Source organism: Stenotrophomonas sp. WED208, assembly GCF_040984485.1.
GTDB lineage: Bacteria > Pseudomonadota > Gammaproteobacteria > Xanthomonadales > Xanthomonadaceae > Stenotrophomonas > Stenotrophomonas riyadhensis.
Window position 1 is genome coordinate 1,107,267 of the sequence record NZ_JAZARB010000001.1, and the last position, 18,205, is coordinate 1,125,471.

Sequence of the window (18,205 nt, forward strand, 5' to 3'; positions counted from 1 at the left end):
TTTTCCACCCCTGCATATCTCTGGAGCAGTCCCATGAGCGAGATCCCCGGCGACCTCAAGTTCCTCAAGTCCCATGAGTGGGCCCGTGTCGAAGGCAATGGCCGCGTCACCGTCGGTATTTCCGACCACGCCCAGGGCCTGCTGGGTGACCTGGTCTACGTCGAACTGCCGGAAGTCGGCGCCGACGCCAAGGCCGGCGAACAGATCGCCGTCGTCGAGTCGGTGAAGGCCGCCTCGGACGTCTACAGCCCGATCAGCGGCAAGGTGGTCGAGGTCAACTCGGCCCTGTCCGACAAGCCGGAAACCATCAACGAAGATGCCTATGGCGAAGGCTGGATGTTCGTGGTCGAACTGACCAACGCCGAAGAGGTCAACGAACTGCTGGACCCGGACGCGTACGCCGAAGCCCTGGAGAACGACGACCACTGAGTCGCCGCTTCCTGGTTCGGACACGGCCACCTTCGGGTGGCCGTTTTTGTTTTGGCGAGTGCATCGGACTCATGACGCGGGGTTCGCTCCGCACCCTCGATGCGGCATCAGCAGACCCGCGAACGGCACCGAGGGGTGTGCGCAGTTTTGCGCAAATCCGCGTTTCCACCCCGCGCCGACGCGTCCGGATGTGAAAACTTTTCGCCCCCCGTTGCGGTGCCGTTGTGCTGGCGTTGGTGCTGGCGGCGACGGCTGCCGGCGCTGCATGCGTGCAACGGTGCCCAACGCGTGTGCGTCTGCGCGGAGTGCTTATTTCAAGTGCTTTTTGTTCAACATCTGCGTTGCTGTGGTTGCGGTCAACGTGCGTGCGTGGCGCGTTGATGGTCGTTGCAGGCGCGGTGTGGTGACCGTGCAGGCGGCACCGTGGATGGCGCGGATGTGAAAATTTTTCGCGGGGGTTGTTGACAGTAAAAAAAACCGTGATTAGGTTTCGCCTCAGCAGACCTTGCCTGCCAAACCGAGTGCGCAGAATCAATCGTCCGATGCGAAGCAGCCCCTTCAAGACCACCGCGACCCAGATGACGGTGGACATGGCCCCGCTTCCCCCGGAGAAATGCAAGGCAACTCCCGTTCCGATGCCCGCTCCGCCGATCGAGGCGGGCATTGCCGCATCCGTAACGGCGCGCCTGACGCGCCGGCGGTCCCCGCACGCAGCATCCGCGGGTTTGATCCACCTGGGCGTTTCAACTCCCTATCACTGACGAGGAGCCATCCCATGGCAACCAAGAAAGCTGCGAAGAAGAAGCCCGCCGCCAAGAAAGCGGTGAAGAAGGTCGCGAAGAAGGCCGCTGCCAAGAAGGCAGTGAAGAAGGTCGCGAAGAAGGCGACCGCCAAGAAGGCAGTGAAGAAGGCTGCGAAGAAGGTCGCCAAGAAGACCACTGCGAAGAAGGCAGTGAAGAAGGCGGCGAAGAAGGTAGCCAAGAAGTCCACCGCCAAGAAGGCCGTCAAGAAGACCGCGAAGAAGGCCGTCAAGAAGGTAGCCAAGAAGGCCACCAAGAAGACTGCCAAGAAGGCAACGGCCCGCAAGCCGGCCAAGAAGGTCGCGAAGAAGGCCACTGCCAAGAAGGCCGTCAAGAAGACCGCCAAGAAGGCAGTGAAGAAGACCGCGAAGAAGGCCACCAAGAAGGCTGCCCCGAAGAAGGCAGCGAAGAAGGTTGCCAAGCGCAAGCCGGCCGCCCGCAAGAAGAAGGCCGCTCCGGTCGCTCTGCCGGCCACCCCGGCGCCGCTGATCTAAGTACTTCCCGATAGCCGCATCCTGAAACCCCCTTCCCCGGCTGCCCAGCGGGGAGGGGGTTTTTTTATGGGGCTGTTTGTAGGGTCGAGCCATGCTCGACTGCTTTTCTGGCGGTCGACGCTAGCGCTGCGGCGCTGGTGGGAAACGTTCCACCAGGAAGTCGATGAAGCTGCGCAGGCGGGTCGAGCGGTAGCGGTCGTGGGCGTAGACCAGGTGCATCGGTCGACCGGCCTGGCCATGTTCGGGGAACAGCGGCACCAGCCGACCTGCCTCGACATCCGCGGACAGCAGCAATGCCGATTGCAGGACGATGCCCATGCCATGCAATGCGGCCAAGCGCAGCGCCTCACCATTGTTGACCTGCAGCCGGCCGTCGGGCGTACGGACGAGTTCGCCAGCGTCAGCCTGCAGCCACTGCGCGAGTGCCGTCGGTTCGAAAGACAGGCACTGGTGCCGGGCAAGTGCCTGCAGGTTGGTGGGCGTGCCATGCCGGGCGAGGTACCCGGGGGAGGCGCACATCATCAACCGGTAGGGCGCGAGTGCGCGCGCGACCAGCGTGCTGCTGTCGGCCAGCGTGCCGATGCGCAGCGCCGCTTCGAATCCTTCTTCGGCGAGGTCGACGACGCGGTCGGTCAGCGTCGCTTCGACCCGGACGCCAGGGTGGCGCGCCATGTAGTCGGCCAGTGCTGGCACCAGCGCATGCGTGCCGAAGATCACCGGTGCGCTGATGCGCAGCGTGCCTGCCGGTGCCAACTGCTGATGCTGGGCCTGGGCATCGGTTTCGTCCACCAGGCGCAGGATCTCCCTGCAACGGGCGTAGTAGTCCTCGCCGAAGGGCGTCATGTGCTGGCGCCGCGTGGTTCGGCTCAGCAGCTGCATGCCCAGGCGTGCTTCCAGTGCACGCAGGTGCTTGCCGGCCATCGTCGCGGAGATATCCAGTGCCGTAGCGGCGGCACTGAGACTGCCTTTGTCCACGATCAGCACGTAGACCTGCATGCTTTCCAGCAGGTTCATCTGACACTCCGGGTGTTGAATGCTGAAACCTGCGCGGAGTTTATCAATCAGGGGTGATCAAACAGCATGCACAGCACGCGCCGGATGTGCCGGCTGGCTGATTGGGAGAACAACATGGATCTGGGGCTTGAAGGGCGTACCGCGCTGGTCACCGGGGCGGGCAGTGGCATCGGTGCCGGTGTGGCCAGGCTGCTGGCGGCACAGGGCGCACGCATCGCGATCAGCGCCCGCCGCATCGAGCCGCTGCAGGCACTGGCGGCGGAGATCGAATCTGCAGGCGCGCCGGCACCGATCGTCCTGCTGGGTGACCTCACCGATGCGGAGCAGGTACGCCACATTGCGGATGCAGCCTCGGCGGCACTGACGCGTGTCGACATCCTCGTCAATGCGGCTGGAGGAGGCCGGCCGACCACGGTGGATGCGGGGGACGATGTCTGGGAGGAAGCCATGGCCTTGAACTTCTCTTCGGCGCGGCGCCTGACCCAGGCACTGCTGCCGGCGATGCAGGCGCAGGGCTGGGGGCGGGTGATCAACCTCAGCGGTTCAATGGAACCGCGCGCGGTGAATGCCGCCACGGCGGCGAAGGCGGCGTTGCATCTGTGGAGCAAAGGGCTGTCGTCGGCGCTGGCCTCACAGGGCATCACGGTCAATGCAATCGCGCCGGGACGGATCAACAGCGCACAGATCCGGGAGCGCCTGCATCCCACCGAGGAAAGCCGGCGTGAGTTCATCGAACGCAACATTCCGATCGGGCGTTTTGGTGATCCGGAGGAGGTGGCGCCGCTGGTGGCCTTCCTGGCCTCGCCCTTGGCCGCCTACATTACCGGCGCGGTGATTCCGGTGGATGGCGGCATGCACTACTTCGCGCATTAGCCTTCCGTTTGTAGAGGCGAGCCATGCTCGACGGCTTTGCCCGAACAGTCGAGCACGGCTCGACTCTACAAGAGCCAACAAAAAGGGCGACCCGCAGGCCGCCCTTCGCACACACGGTCGAGTCCGCCAGATCAGCGCGGCGAAGCCACCGCGCGATTGCCCGAGGCACCCTTGCCCTTGCGCTTGTCCTGCTGCGCGGGACCCGCGCCCTCGGCCATCAGGTTGTCGCTGCCGAAGTCGGTGTCCACGTCCAGCCAGCGCTGCGTCGGCAGGCCCAGGGCGGAATCGAGCACGGTCGGCAGCAGGCCGCTGGGCAGGCCGCTTTCGCCGTTCCACATGATGGCGATGCCGAGATCGCGTTCCGGTACCAGCGCGACCAGGCCGCGGTAGCCCTGCACGGCACCGGCATGGAACACCACGTCGTGACCGGCGTAATCGAAGGTGCGCCAGCCCAGGGCGTAGCCGGCCGAGTGCAGGCGCTCGCGGCGCCAGCCCGAACGCATCTCGCCGGGGGTGTTGATCAGGCTGGAGTGCAGGGTGGCCAGCAACGGTGCCGGCAGCACATCGGGGCGATGGCCGGTGTGGGCCAGCAGCCACTGCGCCATGTCGCTGGCGCTGGCGTTGACGCCGGCTGCCGGGGCAACACGGTAGTAGGTCGGCTTCGGTGTCAGCGACACCCAGCCGTTGCGGCTGCGCACGTGCGGGCGCGCCCAGCGCGAGCTGGCCTGGATGCCGGCCAGGCCGAGGCTGGCGTCGTTCATACCCAGCGGCTTGAAGATGCGGCGCTCGACCGACTGCTCGTAGAAGCTGCCGGAGGCGGCATAGACGACGTCGCCGATCAGGCTGAAGGCCACGTTCTGGTAGGCGTAGCAGTCGCCCGGCAGGCACTTCAGGCTGGTGTTGGCCAGCTTCTGGGTCAGCGAGTAGTACTCGGCATTGCCTTCGATGTCGCGGTCGTAGGCGTTGTAGGGCAGGCCGACGCGATGGCTGAGCACGTCGGCCACGGTCAGGCGATCGGTGGCTTCGGGCGAGTTGAGGCGGAAGCCGGGCACGTAGTCGGTGACCTTGCTGTCCCAGCGCAGGGTGCCGTCGTTGACCAGCAGGCCGGCCATGGTGCCGGCGAAGGCCTTGGACAGCGACGCCAGGCGGAACACGGTGTGGGCATCGACCGGCAGCGGGTTGTTGACGTCGGTGACGCCATAGCCGCGCGCACTGAGCACGCGGCCGCCCTGCACGATCGCCACCGCCATGCCGGGCACGCGCTCACCATAGGTGAGCTGCTGCGCCATTGATTCGATGTTGGCGACGTTGAAGCCAGCCGCCGGGGCCTGCACCTGCGGCACCAGGCCGGTGCGGTAGGCGGCTGGCTGGGTGTGGGCGGCGGTGGGAGCCGTAGCGGATTCGATGTTGGTCGGCATCGGCGGCAATGCCGGCGGTGTCTGCGCGGTGGTGGACAAGGCAACGGGCATCAACATGCCCAGCAAACCGGTGGCCGCCGAACGGATCGGACGACGCAGGCTGTTCTTTTTCATCGGTTGGACCCGTGCGCGACTGCTGATGGCGATTCTAGCGCCGCTTTTCCCTTGTGCACAAACAAAGCGAAGATGAATGCGCATCTCGTTGAAAAAGTTGGAATTTTGACGCTCTCAAGGCGTGTATCGGAACGTGTCATCCGGACTCCTCATGACACTGCGTTGCAGCCTTCAAACGGCCTCCTGCTGGCGATGTTGCAGTGCATTGGCTAACGTACGCGCTTCACCGCCCCCGGAGCCTGCCATGCCGCTGTCCAACCGCCGTCTTCTGGCGAGGGACGCCGCGTGAGTGCGGTGCAGGGCAGGGGGCCGCTGCGGGGCCTGATGGTGGCGCTGCGCGAGTCGCCGGCGTTGTGGTGGTCGTTCCTGTATTTCTTCTGCCTGCTCAGCGGCTACTACGTGCTGCGCCCGGTGCGGGAGGCGATGGCCGCCTCGGCCGACCTGGAAACGGTGTTCCCGCCGATGCTCATTGCCTGGTTCGCCAGCCATGGCATCGCGCTCAAGGACTTCGTGCTGCAGTTCCTGTTCTCCTGCGTGTTCGTGATCATGCTGGTGCTGCAGCCGGTGTACGGCTGGCTGGTCAGCCGCTTCCCGCGGCGGGTGTTCCTGCCGGCGGTGTATGGGTTCTTCATCGTCACCTTGCTGGGTTTCTACATACTGTTCGACAGCGGTGTGCCGGGCCGCGGCATGGCGTTCTTTTTCTGGATCACCGTCTTCAACCTGTTCGCGGTGGCGGTGTTCTGGAGCTTCATGGCCGATGTGTTTTCCAACGCGCAGGCACGTGCCTTCTACGGTTACATCGGCGCGGCCGGCACCATCGGTGCTTTTCTCGGTCCGATCATCACCGGTGCGCTGGTACAGCGCGTGGGCATCGCCAACCTGATGCTAGTTTCGGCCGGATTCCTCGCCATCTGCCTGTTGAGCATCTGGCGGCTACGGCACTGGGCGGTGCTGCGCGAGCAGGAGCAGCAGTTGGTATCCGGCGAGCAGCCGATGGGTGGCAGCGTGCTCGATGGCCTGAAACTGATCGTGCGTGAGCCGTTGCTGCGCTGGCTGGCGATCATGGTGGTGTTCGGTGTGGGCGTGGGCACCCTGCTGTACAACCAGCAGGCCAGCATCGTGCGTGCGGCGTTCAACGATGCAGGCGCTGCCACGGCCTTCTTCTCGCGTATCGACCTGGCGGTGAACGCACTGGCGCTGCTGATGCAGCTCGGCCTGACCCGCTGGCTGCTGTCGCGTCACGGCATCGCGCCGGCCCTGTTGATCCCTGGCTTTGCGATCCTGATCGGCTTCTCGGTGCTTGCCGCTTCACCGATGCCGTTGATGGTCGCAGTGGTGCAGGTGATGACCCGCGCCAGCGAGTTCGCATTGGCCAAGCCGGCACGCGAAACCATCTATACCCGCGTGGACCGGCAGTGGCGCTACAAGGCCGGTGCGGCCATCGATACCGTGGTGTACCGCGGCGCGGACCTGAGCTTTGCGTGGGTGCACAAGGGCTTGTCGCTGTTTGGTTCACACGTGGTGTTCATCGGTGGCGTGGTGGTTGCCGCGTGCATGACCGCCGCCGCATTCGGTGTGCTGCGCGAAGAAAAGAAGCTTCCGCGCGACCGCTGAGCCGCGCGGGTCGGATCCCTCTTCCACGGAGAGGGCTCTGACTCCATCACCCCATCCATCTATCCAAGGAACCGCCCATGTACTGGATTGCACTCGCCCTGACCCTGCTGGTCGCCCTGCTGCACGTCTATTTCCTGGTGCTGGAGATGTTCCTGTGGACCCGCCCGCTGGGCCTGAAGACCTTCCGCAACACGCCGGAGAAGGCAGAGGCCACGCGCGTGCTGGCGGCCAACCAGGGCCTGTACAACGGCTTCCTGGCGGCGGGCATCGTGGTGGGGCTGGTGATCGATCAGCCGGTGCTGGTGACGTTCTCGCTGGCCTGCGTGGTGGCGGCGGGGTGCTATGGCGCGTACAGCGTGAGCCGTCGCATTTTCATGATCCAGGCGCTGCCGGCGATCCTGGCGTTGGTGTTTTGCGCGGTGGCGTAGTTTCCAGCCAACGGCGCAGCCCCTCGTGGGATGGTCGCGTAGAGCGGGTCATGTGTTCGGTGTGGCGGGCGGGCCGTGCAGGGGACGCTGCAAGTACGTCCATGTAAGCTCGATGGCGCCATCCATGGCGCCAACGCCCCTGCACGGCCCACCGCCCCCAGCCCAACCCAGGCTTTCCGCGACCAACTGCCCACCCACGAGGGGCTGCGCCGTTCGCGGGAACGCTACTTCGCCGGCGACATCCACATGTCGATCACCGCGCTGAACACCTCCGTGCCCGCACGGTCGCGCACGCTCACCGTCACCGGCAGCGCATAGCCCTCGGCAGCGGCCACGATCGGCTGCGCCGGCAGCGCCACCGCCTGCAACGTGCCACGCGCCTTGGCCAGGTACTGCACCTGCATCCCCTTTGGAATCCAGCGCATGCCCTTCGGCAGCGATGCATCGACCATCAGCCCGGCGGTCAGTTCGGCCAGGTTGCACATCGCGATCGCGTGCACCGTACCGATGTGGTTGCGCACCTTGCGGCGGTCGGCCAGCGTGCCCTCGCAGCGGCCGTGTTCCAGGCGCGTGATGCGCGGTGCGATGCTGGCGAAGTAGGGCGCCTTGAAGCACACCGCGCGTGAGAACAGCCAGTTGCCGGCAGGCCAGCGCTGCAGGCGGTGGTAGAGCGAGAGCAGGGGCGTGGACATGAGGGGTATTCCGGTCGGCGGACAAAGCGACGGCGGGCCGAAGCCCGCCGTCGAGGCAACGCGTGTCGCGGGCGATCAGGCCGCCTGCGAATGCGGGTCCTTGTGCTGGCGATCGTAGTAGCTGGCCGCGCGCAGTTCGTGGGTGTCGAAGTCGTCCACGGTGATGGTGTCCAGGGTCAGCGTACGCAGTTCTTCCAACAGGCTGCGCTCGTCCTGGGTAATCACGCCCTCGGCCACGGCTTCGTCCAGCTGCGCCTTGAAGTCCAGCGCCTCGATGCCCTTGCTCTTCAGTGCCTTCAGGAACTTGCGCTCCACCGGCTCGGCCATGATCGCCTTGCTCAGGTAGCTGTTGATGCGGCCGCCCGGGTTGTTCTCGCACGGGGTCAGGAACACGCCACTGGCCAGACGGTCGCGGGCTTCGTTCGGCGCCATCAGCAGCGCGGCGACGCGACGGCTCAGGCGGTCGCCCGGGGCCTCGGCACGACGGCCCAGCGGGAAGATCAGCGCCCACATCAGCCAGCCGATCGGACGGATCGGGAAGTTGCGCAGCGCGGCCGACAGCGATTCCTCGATCTTGTGCACGCTGTCATGGAAGGCCCAGGCCAGCAGCGGCTGGTCGGCCTGCGGTGCGCCTTCGTCGTGGTAGCGCTTGAGCATGGCGCTGGTCATGTAGACGTGGCTCAGCACGTCGCCCAGGCGGCCGGACAGCGATTCCTTGAACTTCAGCTTGCCACCGAGGGTCATCATCGAGATGTCGGCCATCAGCGCCAGGTTGGCCGAGTAACGATCCAGCTTGCGGAAGTAGCGGCGGGTGTAGGCGTCACCCGGGGCAGCACCGAAGCGCGCACCGGTCAGGCCGAACCAGAACGAACGCACGGCGTTGGAGAGGCCATAGCGGATGTGGCCGAACAGGCTGCGGTCGAACTCCTGCAGGCCGGCACGGGTATCCGGATCCTGCGCGGCCTTCATTTCCTTCAGCACCCACGGGTGGCAGAGGATCGCACCCTGGCCGAAGATCAGCAGGCTGCGGGTCATGATGTTGGCGCCTTCCACGGTGATCGCGATCGGCGCGGCCTGCCAGCTGCGTCCGGCGAAGTTGCGCGGCCCCAGGATGATGCCCTTGCCGCCGATCACGTCCATCATGTCCGAGATCACTTCGCGGCTCATGTTGGTGCAGTGGTACTTGGCGATCGCCGACGGCACCGACGGCACGTCACCACGGTCAACCGCGGCGGCGGTGGCCTGCGACAGTGCGCTGATCTTGTACGCCTTGCCGCCGATGCGGGCCAGCGCTTCTTCCACGCCTTCGAAGCGGCCGACCGACAGGCCGAACTGCTTGCGGATGCGCGCATAGGCGCCGGTCACCGCGGCACCGGCCTTGGCACCGCCGCTGGCGGTGGACGGCAGGGTGATCGAGCGGCCCACGGCCAGGCACTCGTTGAGCATGTTCCAGCCCTTGCCGGCCATGGCGGCGCCACCGATCAGCTGGGTCAGCGGAATGAACACGTCCTTGCCGCGGATCGGGCCGTTCTGGAACGTCGAGTTCAGCGGGAAGTGGCGACGGCCGATTTCAACGCCGGCGGTGTCACGCGGCAGCAGGCCCAGGGTGATGCCGATGTCGCGGGTATCGCCGATCAGGCCATCCGGGTCGTACATGCGGAAGGCCAGGCCGATCAGCGAAGCGACCGGGGCCAGGGTGATGTAGCGCTTGTCGAAGGTCAGCTTGACGCCGAGCACCTGCTCGCCGTTCCACTCGCCCTTGCAGACGATGCCGTAATCCGGAATCGAGGTGGCGTCGGAGCCGGCGAACGGACCGGTCAGGCCGAAGCACGGCACTTCGCGGCCATCGGCCAGGCGCGGCAGGTACTGGTCCTTCTGTTCCTGGGTGCCGTAATGCACCAGCAGTTCACCCGGGCCCAGCGAGTTCGGCACGCCGACCGTGGAGCTGACCACCGACGAGACCGACGCCAGCTTCTGGATGACCTTGTGGTGGGCCAGCGCGGAGAAGCCCAGACCGCCGTATTCCTTCGGAATGATCATGCCGAAGAACTTGTTCTTCTTGATGAAGGCCCACAGCTCCGGCGGCAGGTCCGCGTGGACGTGGGTGATTTCCCAGTCGTTGACCATCGTGCACAGTTCTTCCACCGGGCCATCCAGGAAGGCCTGTTCCTCGGCGGTCAGCTGCGGCTTGGGATAGTTCAGCAGGATGTTCCAGTCCGGATCACCAGTGAACAGTTCGCCCTCGAAACCGACCGAGCCGGTTTCCAGCGCGATGCGCTCGGTCTGCGACAGCGGCGGCAGCACCTTGCGGAACACCTTCATCATCGGGCCGGTCAGCAGCGGCTTGCGGATGAACGGCAGCAGCAGCGGCACGGCGATCACCGCCAGCACGGCGGCCGCGACGATCGTGGCGGTCTGGTTGACGTAGGGAATGAACCAGCAGGCGGCCAGCAGGGCCACGCTGATCAGCGTCCAGGTAACCAGCCGCATGCGGTGGTAGGCGACGAAGGCGCCTGCCAGCAGCAGGGCGAGGAAGGGAAGAACGATGCTCATGAGCGTGCTCCGGTGACGTGCTCGTTTGTGGCGGACGAAGCCGCAGCGTCCGCTGCGGGCAACACGTCCAGATAGTCCAACACAGTAGCGGTAAAGGCGTCGTTGTCATCGCCGGCGACCATGTGCGTGGCCTGCGGCAGCTGTACATGGCGCGCGTGCGGCGCCAACGCCAGGAATTCGGCCACGGTCTGCGGCGTGACCAGGTCACTGCGTCCGCCGCTGACCAGCAGCAGCGGGCACTTCACCTGGCGCGCGGCCTCGGCCAGTGCATCCTGGTGCTGCTCGCTGTCACGGGCCAGCTCGGCCACCAGGCGCGGGTCCCAGTGCCAGCGCCAACGCCCGTGGCCGTCTTCGCGCAGCAACGCACGCAGCGACTGCTCGGATTTGCGCGGGCGGTGCGGCATGTAGGCCGAGATCACGTCGGCGGCCTGGGTCAGCGAGGCGAAGCCGTCGGGGTGGGCGGTCATGAAGGCCAGGATGCGTTCGACACCGGCGGTATCCCAGCGCGGGGTGATGTCGACCAGCACCATCGCCGAGAACAGGCCCGGCCAGCGCGACTCGGCCAACAGGCCGAACAGGCCGCCCATCGATGCCGCGACCAGCACCGGCGGGCGCGGCTGTTCACCGGCCAGCACGATCAGGTCATCGGCGAACTGTTCGCCGTGATAGGGCAGGTCGGCGGGATTCCAGTCCGAATCGCCGTGGCCACGTGCGTCGTAAGCCAGGGTCTGCAGGCCCGCTGCGGACAGGGCGCGGGCAGTGGCAATCCAAGCGTGGCGGGTCTGGCCGAAGCCATGTGCGAACAGGACCCGGCCGCGCCGGCCGTGGTCGCTGGCGGTCGCCGCCAGGCGCGCGCCATGGGCAGCGTCCAGGCGCAGATCATGGAACGCAGCGGGAGTAGGGGACGTAACCATACTTGCCAGTATGGATCGTTTGAATGGGAAGTCAATACTGTATCGTATGGTGCGGTGCGGCAGGCCTTCTGGAGGTGCCTTTGACGGTTTCGCCAGCAACCGCGTACTGCAACGAACCCCGGCGTATGGTTAAATCAACGCATGAATCAACCTGACGCTTCCGCCGGCGAACCGCGCGCCGGCCGCAACAGCCGCCTGAGTGCCGAAGACTGGGCCCAGGCGGCCCTCGACCTGATTGCTGAACAAGGCGTAGGCGCCGTCGCGGTGGAGCCGCTGGCACGGCGGCTGGGCGTGACCAAGGGCAGTTTCTACTGGCATTTCCCTTCGCGCGATGCACTGCTGCAGGCGGCACTGGAACGCTGGGAACTGTTTGAACAGGAACAGGTGTTCGGCAGCCTGGAAGACGTACCGGATCCGCGTGTGCGCCTGCGCCAGCTGTTCCAGATGGTGGCGCATGAGGTGCAGCCGCACATCATCTACAGCGAACTGTTGAAGGCGCTGGATCATCCGATGGTGCGCCCGGTGATCGATCGCGTATCGCAGCGCCGCCTCGACTATCTGATCGCCTCGTTCCGCCAGGCCGGGCTCAGTTCGACCGACGCGCGGCATCGCGCGCGCCTGGCCTACGCGGCCTATGTCGGCTTCCTGCAGCTGTCGCTGCAGCTGCAGCAGCCCAAGCAGGCGCGCGAGGATTTCGAGGCCTACGTCGAGCACCTGATCGAGACGCTGATCCCGAACGGCTGAAGATTCCGGTTCTGCCACGAAAAAGCCGCGGCACTGCCGCGGCTTTTTCATGCATGCCATCCGCGCATTGGCGAAGGCGCAAAGAACAACGGCCCCTTGCGGGGCCGTTGCTGCATCAGCCGATCAGTGGATCGATCAGAACTTCTGCTTGTACTGCATGTACACGAAACGACCGATGTCGTAGCCGCCGTAGTAGGAGTACTGCGAGTTCGGCGTCGAGTACATCTGCGGACCGTAGTGGTCGAACACGTTACGTGCGCCGACGGCGATGGTCGCGTTCCACGGGGCGTTCCAGGAGACCTGGACGTCGTGGAAGGTGGTTGCGCCACGCTTGTTCATCGGGAAGTCGTGCAGCGAATCCGGCGAGCCGAAGTCCGGGATCGAGCATTCGCTCTGCAGGCCGAAGAAGCAACGCTCCTTCAGGCTGGAGTAGTAACGCGAGCCCCAGGTCACGCCCCAGTCGCCGTACTCCCAGCCAATGGTCAGGTTCGAACGGAGGCGGAAGTTGGCCTGGTCCTTGGACGCGAAGCCGTTGTAGATCTGCACCGGCGAATCGTCGTTGGTGGTCTTCAGCACGTTCTTGGTAACGTAGGTGTTCTGCAGGTTCATGTTGAACGTGCCCCACGCGCTGGTTTCGAAACGGTAGGCCACGTCGAAATCGTAACCTTCGGTTTCGATGTAGCCGGCGTTGCGACCACCGTAGCTCAGCTTGTTGACGAAACCACGTGCTGCGTCGCGGGAGAACGTGTTGCAGCGGTCCGCGATACCCAGCACATAGCAGTCGTTGAGCTGGTCATCCGGCGCATCGTCGACGATCGTGTTTTCGATCTTGATGCTCCACCAGTCCAGGCTCATGTTCAGGCCGCTGACGAAGGACGGGCTCCAGACCAGGCCGACCGTCTTCGAGGTCGAAGTTTCCGGGGTCAGGTTCGGATTCGAGCCCGACACGAACGGCACCGGGCTCTGTTCACCCGGGCCGTCCGCCGGGACATAGCCCTGGCGCAGCTGGCGGAAGGTAGCAGCGTTGGCGATGTCCTGTGCGCAACGGGCAGCGGTGGCCGCATTGCTGGCCGCCGAGCCGAACTTGGTGTCGCACGGGTCAGTGAAGCCTTCGAACGACTGCGACGAACCGCCGTACAGATCGGCGATGGTTGGTGCGCGGAAACCTTCAGCCCAGGTTGCACGCACCAGCAGTTCGTCGATCGGCTTCCACTTCAGGCCGAACTTGCTGTTGGTGGTATTGCCGAAGGTGCTGTACTTCGAATAACGCGTAGCCGCGTTGAGGCTGAGTTCCTTGGCGCCCGGCAGGTCTGCCAGGATCGGAACGTTCAACTCCAGATAGACTTCGTTGACGTCGTACTTGCCCTTGGTCGGACCGGCGGCCAAGTCGGTCGAATAGCCCGACTGCGAAAGCGCGTCCGGATTGAAGTTACCCTTCTGTTCGCGGTACTCGTAACCCAGTGCGAAGCCCAGGTCGCCGGCGGGCAGGGTGAACAGGCTACCCGCGATGTTCGCGTAGTAGGACGTCATCGTCGTTTCGCCGGTGTTGTGCGTGGTCGGGAACAGGAACTGCTGCAGTTCCGGGTTGCCGGTCAGGCCGCCGTCGCCGGAGCGACCATACGGGATGGTCGGATTCCACGGCACGCAACCGCCCGGGCCAGCGCCGTAGGCCGGGTTGGTACCCGCGGCAAGACCTGCGGCGGTGCCGCACTCAACCCGGCCGGAGTTCGGATTGAAGAACGATGCACCGGTTGCCGCATTGGCCGCCAGCACATTGTAGTTGCCGGTCTGGCTCTGGTTGTTCTCCGAGTTCTGGTACAGGTAACCGGCTTCCCAGTCGAAGTACTTGTCATTGAACTGGAACGAACCCTGCAACGCACCGCTGAAGCGGAACGTGGTGAGCTTGTTGTTGGACACGCGCGGCACTTCCCAGCCGCGGCGGACATACGCCATGTCCTTGCCGAACGGGTTGTAGTAGCTGTCCTTCGACCAGGTTGCGCCCAGGTTTGTATAGGCTTCCGACTGGAACGGATAGCCTGCGACCTGCGCCTCGGACTCGCGGCGGGTGTACAGCAGGTCGGAGACGAAGCGGACATTGTCGGTGAGGTCGTACTGCACATTCGCGAACACGCTGCGACGCTTGGTCGGCGTGATCAGGTGCATCTGCTCGTTGGAATTGCTTACGTCACCGGTGATCGGGGTCAGGTCGGTTTCGTGGTAGTCGTTGATGTTGCGCGGATCACCACCGCGATTCAGGCTCAGGTTCGGACCGTCCGGGTTGTCCAGGTCGTAGACCATGCCCCACTGGCTGACCGGGGTCCAGTTCGAGGCCGCGCCCGGGTGGAAGGAGGTCTTGCCGTACTTGCTGAACCAGCGATCCCGGGCCCAGACTTCTTTCTCCTCGGCGTACTCGGCACCGATGGTGATCGAACCACGGTCTCCCTTGAAGCCGGCCACGAAGTCGTAGCTGGACTTCTGGCCATCGCCTTCACCGTACTGGCCGACATTGACGTTGGCTTCCAGGCCTTCGAAGTTCTTGCGGGTGATGATGTTGATCACGCCCGCCATCGCGTCGGAGCCGTAGATCGAGGACGCGCCGTCCTTCAGGACGTCGATGCGCTCGACGATGGCCGAGGGGATCTGGGAAACGTCCTGCAGGCCGTTGACGCTGGCGCCAAGACGCTTGCCGTCAACCAGGACCAGGGTGCGCTGGGCGCCGAGGTTGCGCAGATCGATGTAGAAGCCGCCGACGGCTTCGCCGGACGACAGCGGCTGGGAGCGGCTGATGGCCGGATTGCCGGCGGCCGAGATGTTCTGCAGGACATCAGCGACAGACTTGAAGCCGCTCTTCTCGATCGCAGCGCGGCTGATGCTCAGTACTGGCTGGGCGGTTTCGGTGTCGACCTGGCGGATGCGCGAACCGGTGACCTCAATGCGATCAAGGTTGGTGGCTTCCTGGGCGTGGGCCGTCGCGGTGGTGGCACCGGCGACAAGCGCGATCACAACTGCATCACGCAGCTGGCTGGACTTGAGTTTCATTGGCTCTCTCTCTCCAAGAAATCTTGGCTGGGTTAATGCCCGGCGGGGGAGCGAAGAGCGCTCCCAAATCGCGAGGCTGAGCCGATAGTAGCGGGCGCTGGCCAAGAATTAAAGCTGTGTTAATCAAATCTATGATTTTGGTAAAAACACGCTTTTTTAAGAATAATCATGTGCTTGCGCGGTGGCGTGCGCGGCTTTGCCTCATTTGTTAAGTAAAAATGACGAAAAAAGTTTCTCTTGATATGTATCGCCATGTGTCGATGCACTTTCCCGCAGTATCCGGGATTCGATGCGATGCCTTTCGTCGGATCCGGCGCGCACATGCAAACGGGCGCCTTTCGGCGCCCGGAGACTGTCACTGCACGACCCGCCTGGCGGGCTTGGAGATTTAGAGGTCCTGTTCGTAACGCACGTACGGCACGGTGCCGTCGTCGTTGCTTTCATTGCGCGGGGAGAACGGATTCTTGCCGCGGCTGATCACGTTCTCGGCGCCTACGGTGAGCTGGCCGGACCACGGGGTGCGCCAGGTCAGGCCAATACCGAGGCCTTCCCACTTGCCGGGCTTGCCCGGTACGTCGACGACGCGGCCGATGATGCTGCCGGTGAAGTTGCCGTAGCCGGCGCCGATGCTCAGGCTCTTGCTGTCCCAGCGATCGACCAGGGCTGGCGAGGCATCGGCCAGCGGCACCAGACGGGCCTTGGCGTAGGTGCCAGCGATGGAAACGAAGCCTTCGCGGCCGATGTTCTTCTGCGCGAACACGGTCAGATCGTTCTGTTCGGCGCGCAGCGAAGGGGTCTTGTTGGGGCCTGCCAGCCACGCCGGCAGGGTTTCGCGGCCGGTACCGGCGGTGATGCCCAGACGGCTGCTGCCGCGGTTCAGCGCGGCGGTGCCGGTGAAACGGCGGCTGTTGAGGTCATCCTCGTCGCCGAGGCTGGCCAGCATGCAATGGCTGGCCAGGCCGCTGATGCTGGTCCCGCTGCTGCTGTTGCAGAGCAGGCCCAGCGAGTCGCCCGAGGACAGGCCGAAGGCCGCATCCAGCGAATTGCGGCCGAAGTGCCAGCGGGCGCCGGCTGCCTGTTCGCCGGTCGGCTCCAGGTACAGCAGGGCCTCGACCTTGCCGCTGCCCTTGTTCCACACCGGAAGCACGGTGCGGGTGTCCTTGCTCTGCGCATGCACGCCCGTGATCGCGCCAAGGGCGATCATCAAAGCCAGCGGTAGACGCAGGAAGGTACGCATCGGACCAGTTCAGACAGGGACGGACAACGGAAGTTCCCGTGGAGACGGGAACTTGATCCTAGGGTGTTTATGAATTCTTAACAAGCCTTGATCCCCCCAGATGCAAGACAAGCTGTTTACTGAAGCCGTTCAGGTGCCGGTACAGTCCCCTCGGCACCGTGGAACAGTATGCCGAACTCCGTCAAAGCAAAGTGATACTCCCGCCCGCAGAATTCGCAACGGACCTCGACGGCGCCGGTATCTGCGGCCGCGGCGCGGGCCTCGTCCTCGCCCAGCGACTGCAGCATCGACGCGACCCGTTCGCGGGAGCAGGAGCAGGCGAAGGACAGTGGCTTGTCGCCCATCAGCTCCGGCTTCTCTTCGTGGAACAGGCGGTGCAGCAGCTGCTCGGCCGGGGTCGCCAGCAGCTCGGCCTTGCCCAGGGTCTCGAACAGGGCGCTGGCGCGCGCCCAGCCGTCCTCGTCCCCTTCGTCGCCCGGCAGCTTCTGCAGCAGCAGGCCGGCGGCGCCGTTGCGGTCGGCGGCCAGCAGCAGGCGGGTCGGCAGCTGTTCGGACTGGCGGAAATAATCCTCGAAGGCTTCGTCGAGCTCCGGCGCGGTCAGACCGACCAGGCTCTGGTAGCGCTGCGGCTCGCGCGGGTCCAGGCCCGGGTTCTCGATGGTGATCGCGAGCAGGGCGTCATCACCCAGGCTGGACAGGTCGCGCGGCGCATCGGCGCCCTCGCTGAGCTGGGCAATGCCGCGCAGGGTGCCGGCGGCGGTGCACTCGGCGAACAGGGTGCGCAGGGCGGTGCTGCTGCGCAGCTGGATCGACAAGCGGCCATCGATCTTGGTGTGGCCGGTGAACAGCGCCGAGGCCACGCAGGCCTCGCCGAGCAGTTCGGCGGCGGTATCCGGGTATTCGGCGTGGGACAGGATTTCCTGCCAGGTGGCCTGCAGGCGCACATGGACGCCTCGGACGCCGGCGTCGGGGAGCAGGAAGCGGATCAGGGAATCGGGGTTGGCGGTCATCGGCTCACATCGCGCGTAAACGGGGACGGTTGCCGGATAATGCGCCGACAACCAGACAGAAGAAGGATGCACCAGTAATGGGGGCAGGGGGAGAGCAGCACAAGGTAGAGGCCGGGGCGGATGTCCCGCGCCGCAGGCGCTGGCGCTGGAAACGGCTGCTGTGGCTGCCGGTGCTGCTGGCCGCCTTCAGTTGCCTGCAGGTGCTGGTACTGCGGTTCATCGACCCGCCGCTGTCCACGGTCATGCTGTGGCGCTATGGCGAGGCGCTGGGCGAGGCTGACTGGTCGTATCGTCTGCATTACCAGTGGCGCGACCTGGACCAGATGGCACCGAGCCTGCCGATTTCGCTGGTGGCCGCCGAGGACCAGCGCTTCCCCGACCACAACGGCTTCGATCTGCAGGCGATCGAAAAGGCCCGCGACCACAACGCCAAGGGTGGGCGCCTGCGTGGCGCCAGCACGATCAGCCAGCAGGTGGCCAAGAACCTGTTCCTCTGGCAGGGCCGCAGCTGGATCCGCAAGGGCCTGGAGGTCTGGTACACGGTGCTGATCGAAGCACTGTGGCCGAAGGAGCGCATCCTGGAGATGTACGCCAACATCGCCGAGTTCGGCGACGGCGTCTATGGCGCGCAGGCGGCGGCGCAGAAATTCTGGGGCAAGGACGCGGCCAGGTTGAGCCCGGCCGAGAGCGCGCGGTTGGCGGCGGTGCTGCCGGCACCGCGGCGCTACAACGCGGCGGCACCGGGGCCGTATGTGCAGCGCCGTGCGGCATGGATCCAGCGCCAGGCACGGCAGCTGGGCGGTGCGGCGTACCTGTCGGAAGAATGAGGGCC

Annotated in this window: 15 protein-coding genes; 7 read left to right on the forward strand and 8 right to left on the reverse strand. The window is 65.2% G+C overall.

The window, feature by feature from the left end:
* Window positions 1–33 precede the first annotated feature (33 nt).
* Window positions 34–429, forward strand: coding sequence for a glycine cleavage system protein GcvH (gene gcvH, locus VPH47_RS04865; protein ID WP_005410701.1), 396 nt, complete (start codon window positions 34–36; stop codon window positions 427–429).
* Between the two features lie 775 nt (window positions 430–1,204).
* On the forward strand, window positions 1,205–1,723 hold the full coding sequence (locus VPH47_RS04870; protein WP_032130057.1) for a hypothetical protein: 519 nt from the start codon (window positions 1,205–1,207) through the stop codon (window positions 1,721–1,723).
* Between the two features lie 120 nt (window positions 1,724–1,843).
* Here VPH47_RS04870 and VPH47_RS04875 read toward each other — a convergent pair whose 3' ends face one another.
* On the reverse strand, window positions 1,844–2,737 hold the full coding sequence (locus tag VPH47_RS04875; RefSeq protein WP_110713241.1) for a LysR family transcriptional regulator: 894 nt from the start codon (window positions 2,735–2,737) through the stop codon (window positions 1,844–1,846).
* Window positions 2,738–2,851: 114 nt separating this feature from the next.
* On the opposite strand from VPH47_RS04875, the gene VPH47_RS04880 reads away from it, so the two are divergent.
* The gene (locus VPH47_RS04880) at window positions 2,852–3,610 is read left to right on the forward strand and encodes an SDR family NAD(P)-dependent oxidoreductase (protein WP_110714366.1); all 759 of its coding nucleotides are present in this window, start codon (window positions 2,852–2,854) and stop codon (window positions 3,608–3,610) included.
* A gap of 131 nt (window positions 3,611–3,741) precedes the next feature.
* Here VPH47_RS04880 and VPH47_RS04885 read toward each other — a convergent pair whose 3' ends face one another.
* Entirely contained in the window at window positions 3,742–5,142 is a 1,401-nt protein-coding gene (locus tag VPH47_RS04885) for a serine hydrolase domain-containing protein (protein WP_368850245.1), read from the reverse strand.
* A gap of 324 nt (window positions 5,143–5,466) precedes the next feature.
* Here VPH47_RS04885 and VPH47_RS04890 point away from each other — a divergent pair, with 324 nt between their 5' ends.
* Both VPH47_RS04890 and VPH47_RS04895 read left to right on the forward strand, forming a co-directional pair.
* Entirely contained in the window at window positions 5,467–6,756 is a 1,290-nt protein-coding gene (locus tag VPH47_RS04890; protein ID WP_153855878.1) for an NTP/NDP exchange transporter, read from the forward strand.
* Between the two features lie 77 nt (window positions 6,757–6,833).
* A complete protein-coding gene (locus VPH47_RS04895) occupies window positions 6,834–7,184 on the forward strand; it encodes a DUF1304 domain-containing protein (protein ID WP_368850246.1) in 351 nt (116 codons plus the stop codon).
* Between the two features lie 224 nt (window positions 7,185–7,408).
* Here VPH47_RS04895 and VPH47_RS04900 read toward each other — a convergent pair whose 3' ends face one another.
* The 3 genes from VPH47_RS04900 to VPH47_RS04910 all read right to left on the reverse strand — a co-directional run bounded on the left by VPH47_RS04900 (window position 7,409) and on the right by VPH47_RS04910 (window position 11,343).
* Window positions 7,409–7,876: a hotdog fold domain-containing protein gene (locus tag VPH47_RS04900; RefSeq protein ID WP_110713234.1), complete on the reverse strand. Its 468-nt coding sequence runs from the start codon at window positions 7,874–7,876 to the stop codon at window positions 7,409–7,411.
* Window positions 7,877–7,951: 75 nt separating this feature from the next.
* Window positions 7,952–10,429 carry an acyl-CoA dehydrogenase gene (locus VPH47_RS04905; protein WP_180847638.1) on the reverse strand — a complete coding sequence of 826 codons (2,478 nt, stop codon included), beginning with the start codon at window positions 10,427–10,429 and terminating at the stop codon, window positions 7,952–7,954.
* Window positions 10,426–11,343: an alpha/beta fold hydrolase gene (locus VPH47_RS04910; RefSeq protein ID WP_368850247.1), complete on the reverse strand. Its 918-nt coding sequence runs from the start codon at window positions 11,341–11,343 to the stop codon at window positions 10,426–10,428. Before VPH47_RS04910 ends, VPH47_RS04905 begins: the two co-directional genes overlap by 4 nt.
* 141 nt (window positions 11,344–11,484) lie before the next feature.
* Between VPH47_RS04910 and VPH47_RS04915 the strand changes: the two genes are divergently transcribed.
* Window positions 11,485–12,087, forward strand: coding sequence for a TetR/AcrR family transcriptional regulator (locus VPH47_RS04915; protein ID WP_006464233.1), 603 nt, complete (start codon window positions 11,485–11,487; stop codon window positions 12,085–12,087).
* A gap of 135 nt (window positions 12,088–12,222) precedes the next feature.
* Here VPH47_RS04915 and VPH47_RS04920 read toward each other — a convergent pair whose 3' ends face one another.
* The 3 genes from VPH47_RS04920 to VPH47_RS04930 form a co-directional block, all read right to left on the reverse strand.
* Window positions 12,223–15,126, reverse strand: coding sequence for a TonB-dependent receptor (locus VPH47_RS04920; protein WP_368850248.1), 2,904 nt, complete (start codon window positions 15,124–15,126; stop codon window positions 12,223–12,225).
* Window positions 15,127–15,514: 388 nt separating this feature from the next.
* Entirely contained in the window at window positions 15,515–16,330 is an 816-nt protein-coding gene (locus tag VPH47_RS04925) for a hypothetical protein (RefSeq protein WP_368851570.1), read from the reverse strand.
* A gap of 149 nt (window positions 16,331–16,479) precedes the next feature.
* Window positions 16,480–17,373: an Hsp33 family molecular chaperone HslO gene (locus VPH47_RS04930; protein ID WP_153855737.1), complete on the reverse strand. Its 894-nt coding sequence runs from the start codon at window positions 17,371–17,373 to the stop codon at window positions 16,480–16,482.
* Between the two features lie 77 nt (window positions 17,374–17,450).
* Between VPH47_RS04930 and mtgA the strand changes: the two genes are divergently transcribed.
* On the forward strand, window positions 17,451–18,200 hold the full coding sequence (mtgA, locus tag VPH47_RS04935) for a monofunctional biosynthetic peptidoglycan transglycosylase (protein WP_368850249.1): 750 nt from the start codon (window positions 17,451–17,453) through the stop codon (window positions 18,198–18,200).
* The last annotated feature ends 5 nt before the right edge of the window (window positions 18,201–18,205 follow it).

What these genes read in the sequence shown, in the direction of transcription:
- gcvH (WP_005410701.1), top strand. Translation starts at nt 34, where the DNA reads ATGAGCGAGATCCCCGGCGACCTCAAGTTCCTCAAGTCCCATGAGTGG.
- VPH47_RS04870 (WP_032130057.1), top strand. Translation starts at nt 1,205, where the DNA reads ATGGCAACCAAGAAAGCTGCGAAGAAGAAGCCCGCCGCCAAGAAAGCG.
- VPH47_RS04875 (WP_110713241.1), bottom strand. Translation starts at nt 2,737, where the DNA reads ATGAACCTGCTGGAAAGCATGCAGGTCTACGTGCTGATCGTGGACAAA.
- VPH47_RS04880 (WP_110714366.1), top strand. Translation starts at nt 2,852, where the DNA reads ATGGATCTGGGGCTTGAAGGGCGTACCGCGCTGGTCACCGGGGCGGGC.
- VPH47_RS04885 (WP_368850245.1), bottom strand. Translation starts at nt 5,142, where the DNA reads ATGAAAAAGAACAGCCTGCGTCGTCCGATCCGTTCGGCGGCCACCGGT.
- VPH47_RS04890 (WP_153855878.1), top strand. Translation starts at nt 5,467, where the DNA reads ATGGTGGCGCTGCGCGAGTCGCCGGCGTTGTGGTGGTCGTTCCTGTAT.
- VPH47_RS04895 (WP_368850246.1), top strand. Translation starts at nt 6,834, where the DNA reads ATGTACTGGATTGCACTCGCCCTGACCCTGCTGGTCGCCCTGCTGCAC.
- VPH47_RS04900 (WP_110713234.1), bottom strand. Translation starts at nt 7,876, where the DNA reads ATGTCCACGCCCCTGCTCTCGCTCTACCACCGCCTGCAGCGCTGGCCT.
- VPH47_RS04905 (WP_180847638.1), bottom strand. Translation starts at nt 10,429, where the DNA reads ATGAGCATCGTTCTTCCCTTCCTCGCCCTGCTGCTGGCAGGCGCCTTC.
- VPH47_RS04910 (WP_368850247.1), bottom strand. Translation starts at nt 11,343, where the DNA reads ATGGTTACGTCCCCTACTCCCGCTGCGTTCCATGATCTGCGCCTGGAC.
- VPH47_RS04915 (WP_006464233.1), top strand. Translation starts at nt 11,485, where the DNA reads ATGAATCAACCTGACGCTTCCGCCGGCGAACCGCGCGCCGGCCGCAAC.
- VPH47_RS04920 (WP_368850248.1), bottom strand. Translation starts at nt 15,126, where the DNA reads ATGAAACTCAAGTCCAGCCAGCTGCGTGATGCAGTTGTGATCGCGCTT.
- VPH47_RS04925 (WP_368851570.1), bottom strand. Translation starts at nt 16,330, where the DNA reads ATGATCGCCCTTGGCGCGATCACGGGCGTGCATGCGCAGAGCAAGGAC.
- VPH47_RS04930 (WP_153855737.1), bottom strand. Translation starts at nt 17,373, where the DNA reads ATGACCGCCAACCCCGATTCCCTGATCCGCTTCCTGCTCCCCGACGCC.
- mtgA (WP_368850249.1), top strand. Translation starts at nt 17,451, where the DNA reads ATGGGGGCAGGGGGAGAGCAGCACAAGGTAGAGGCCGGGGCGGATGTC.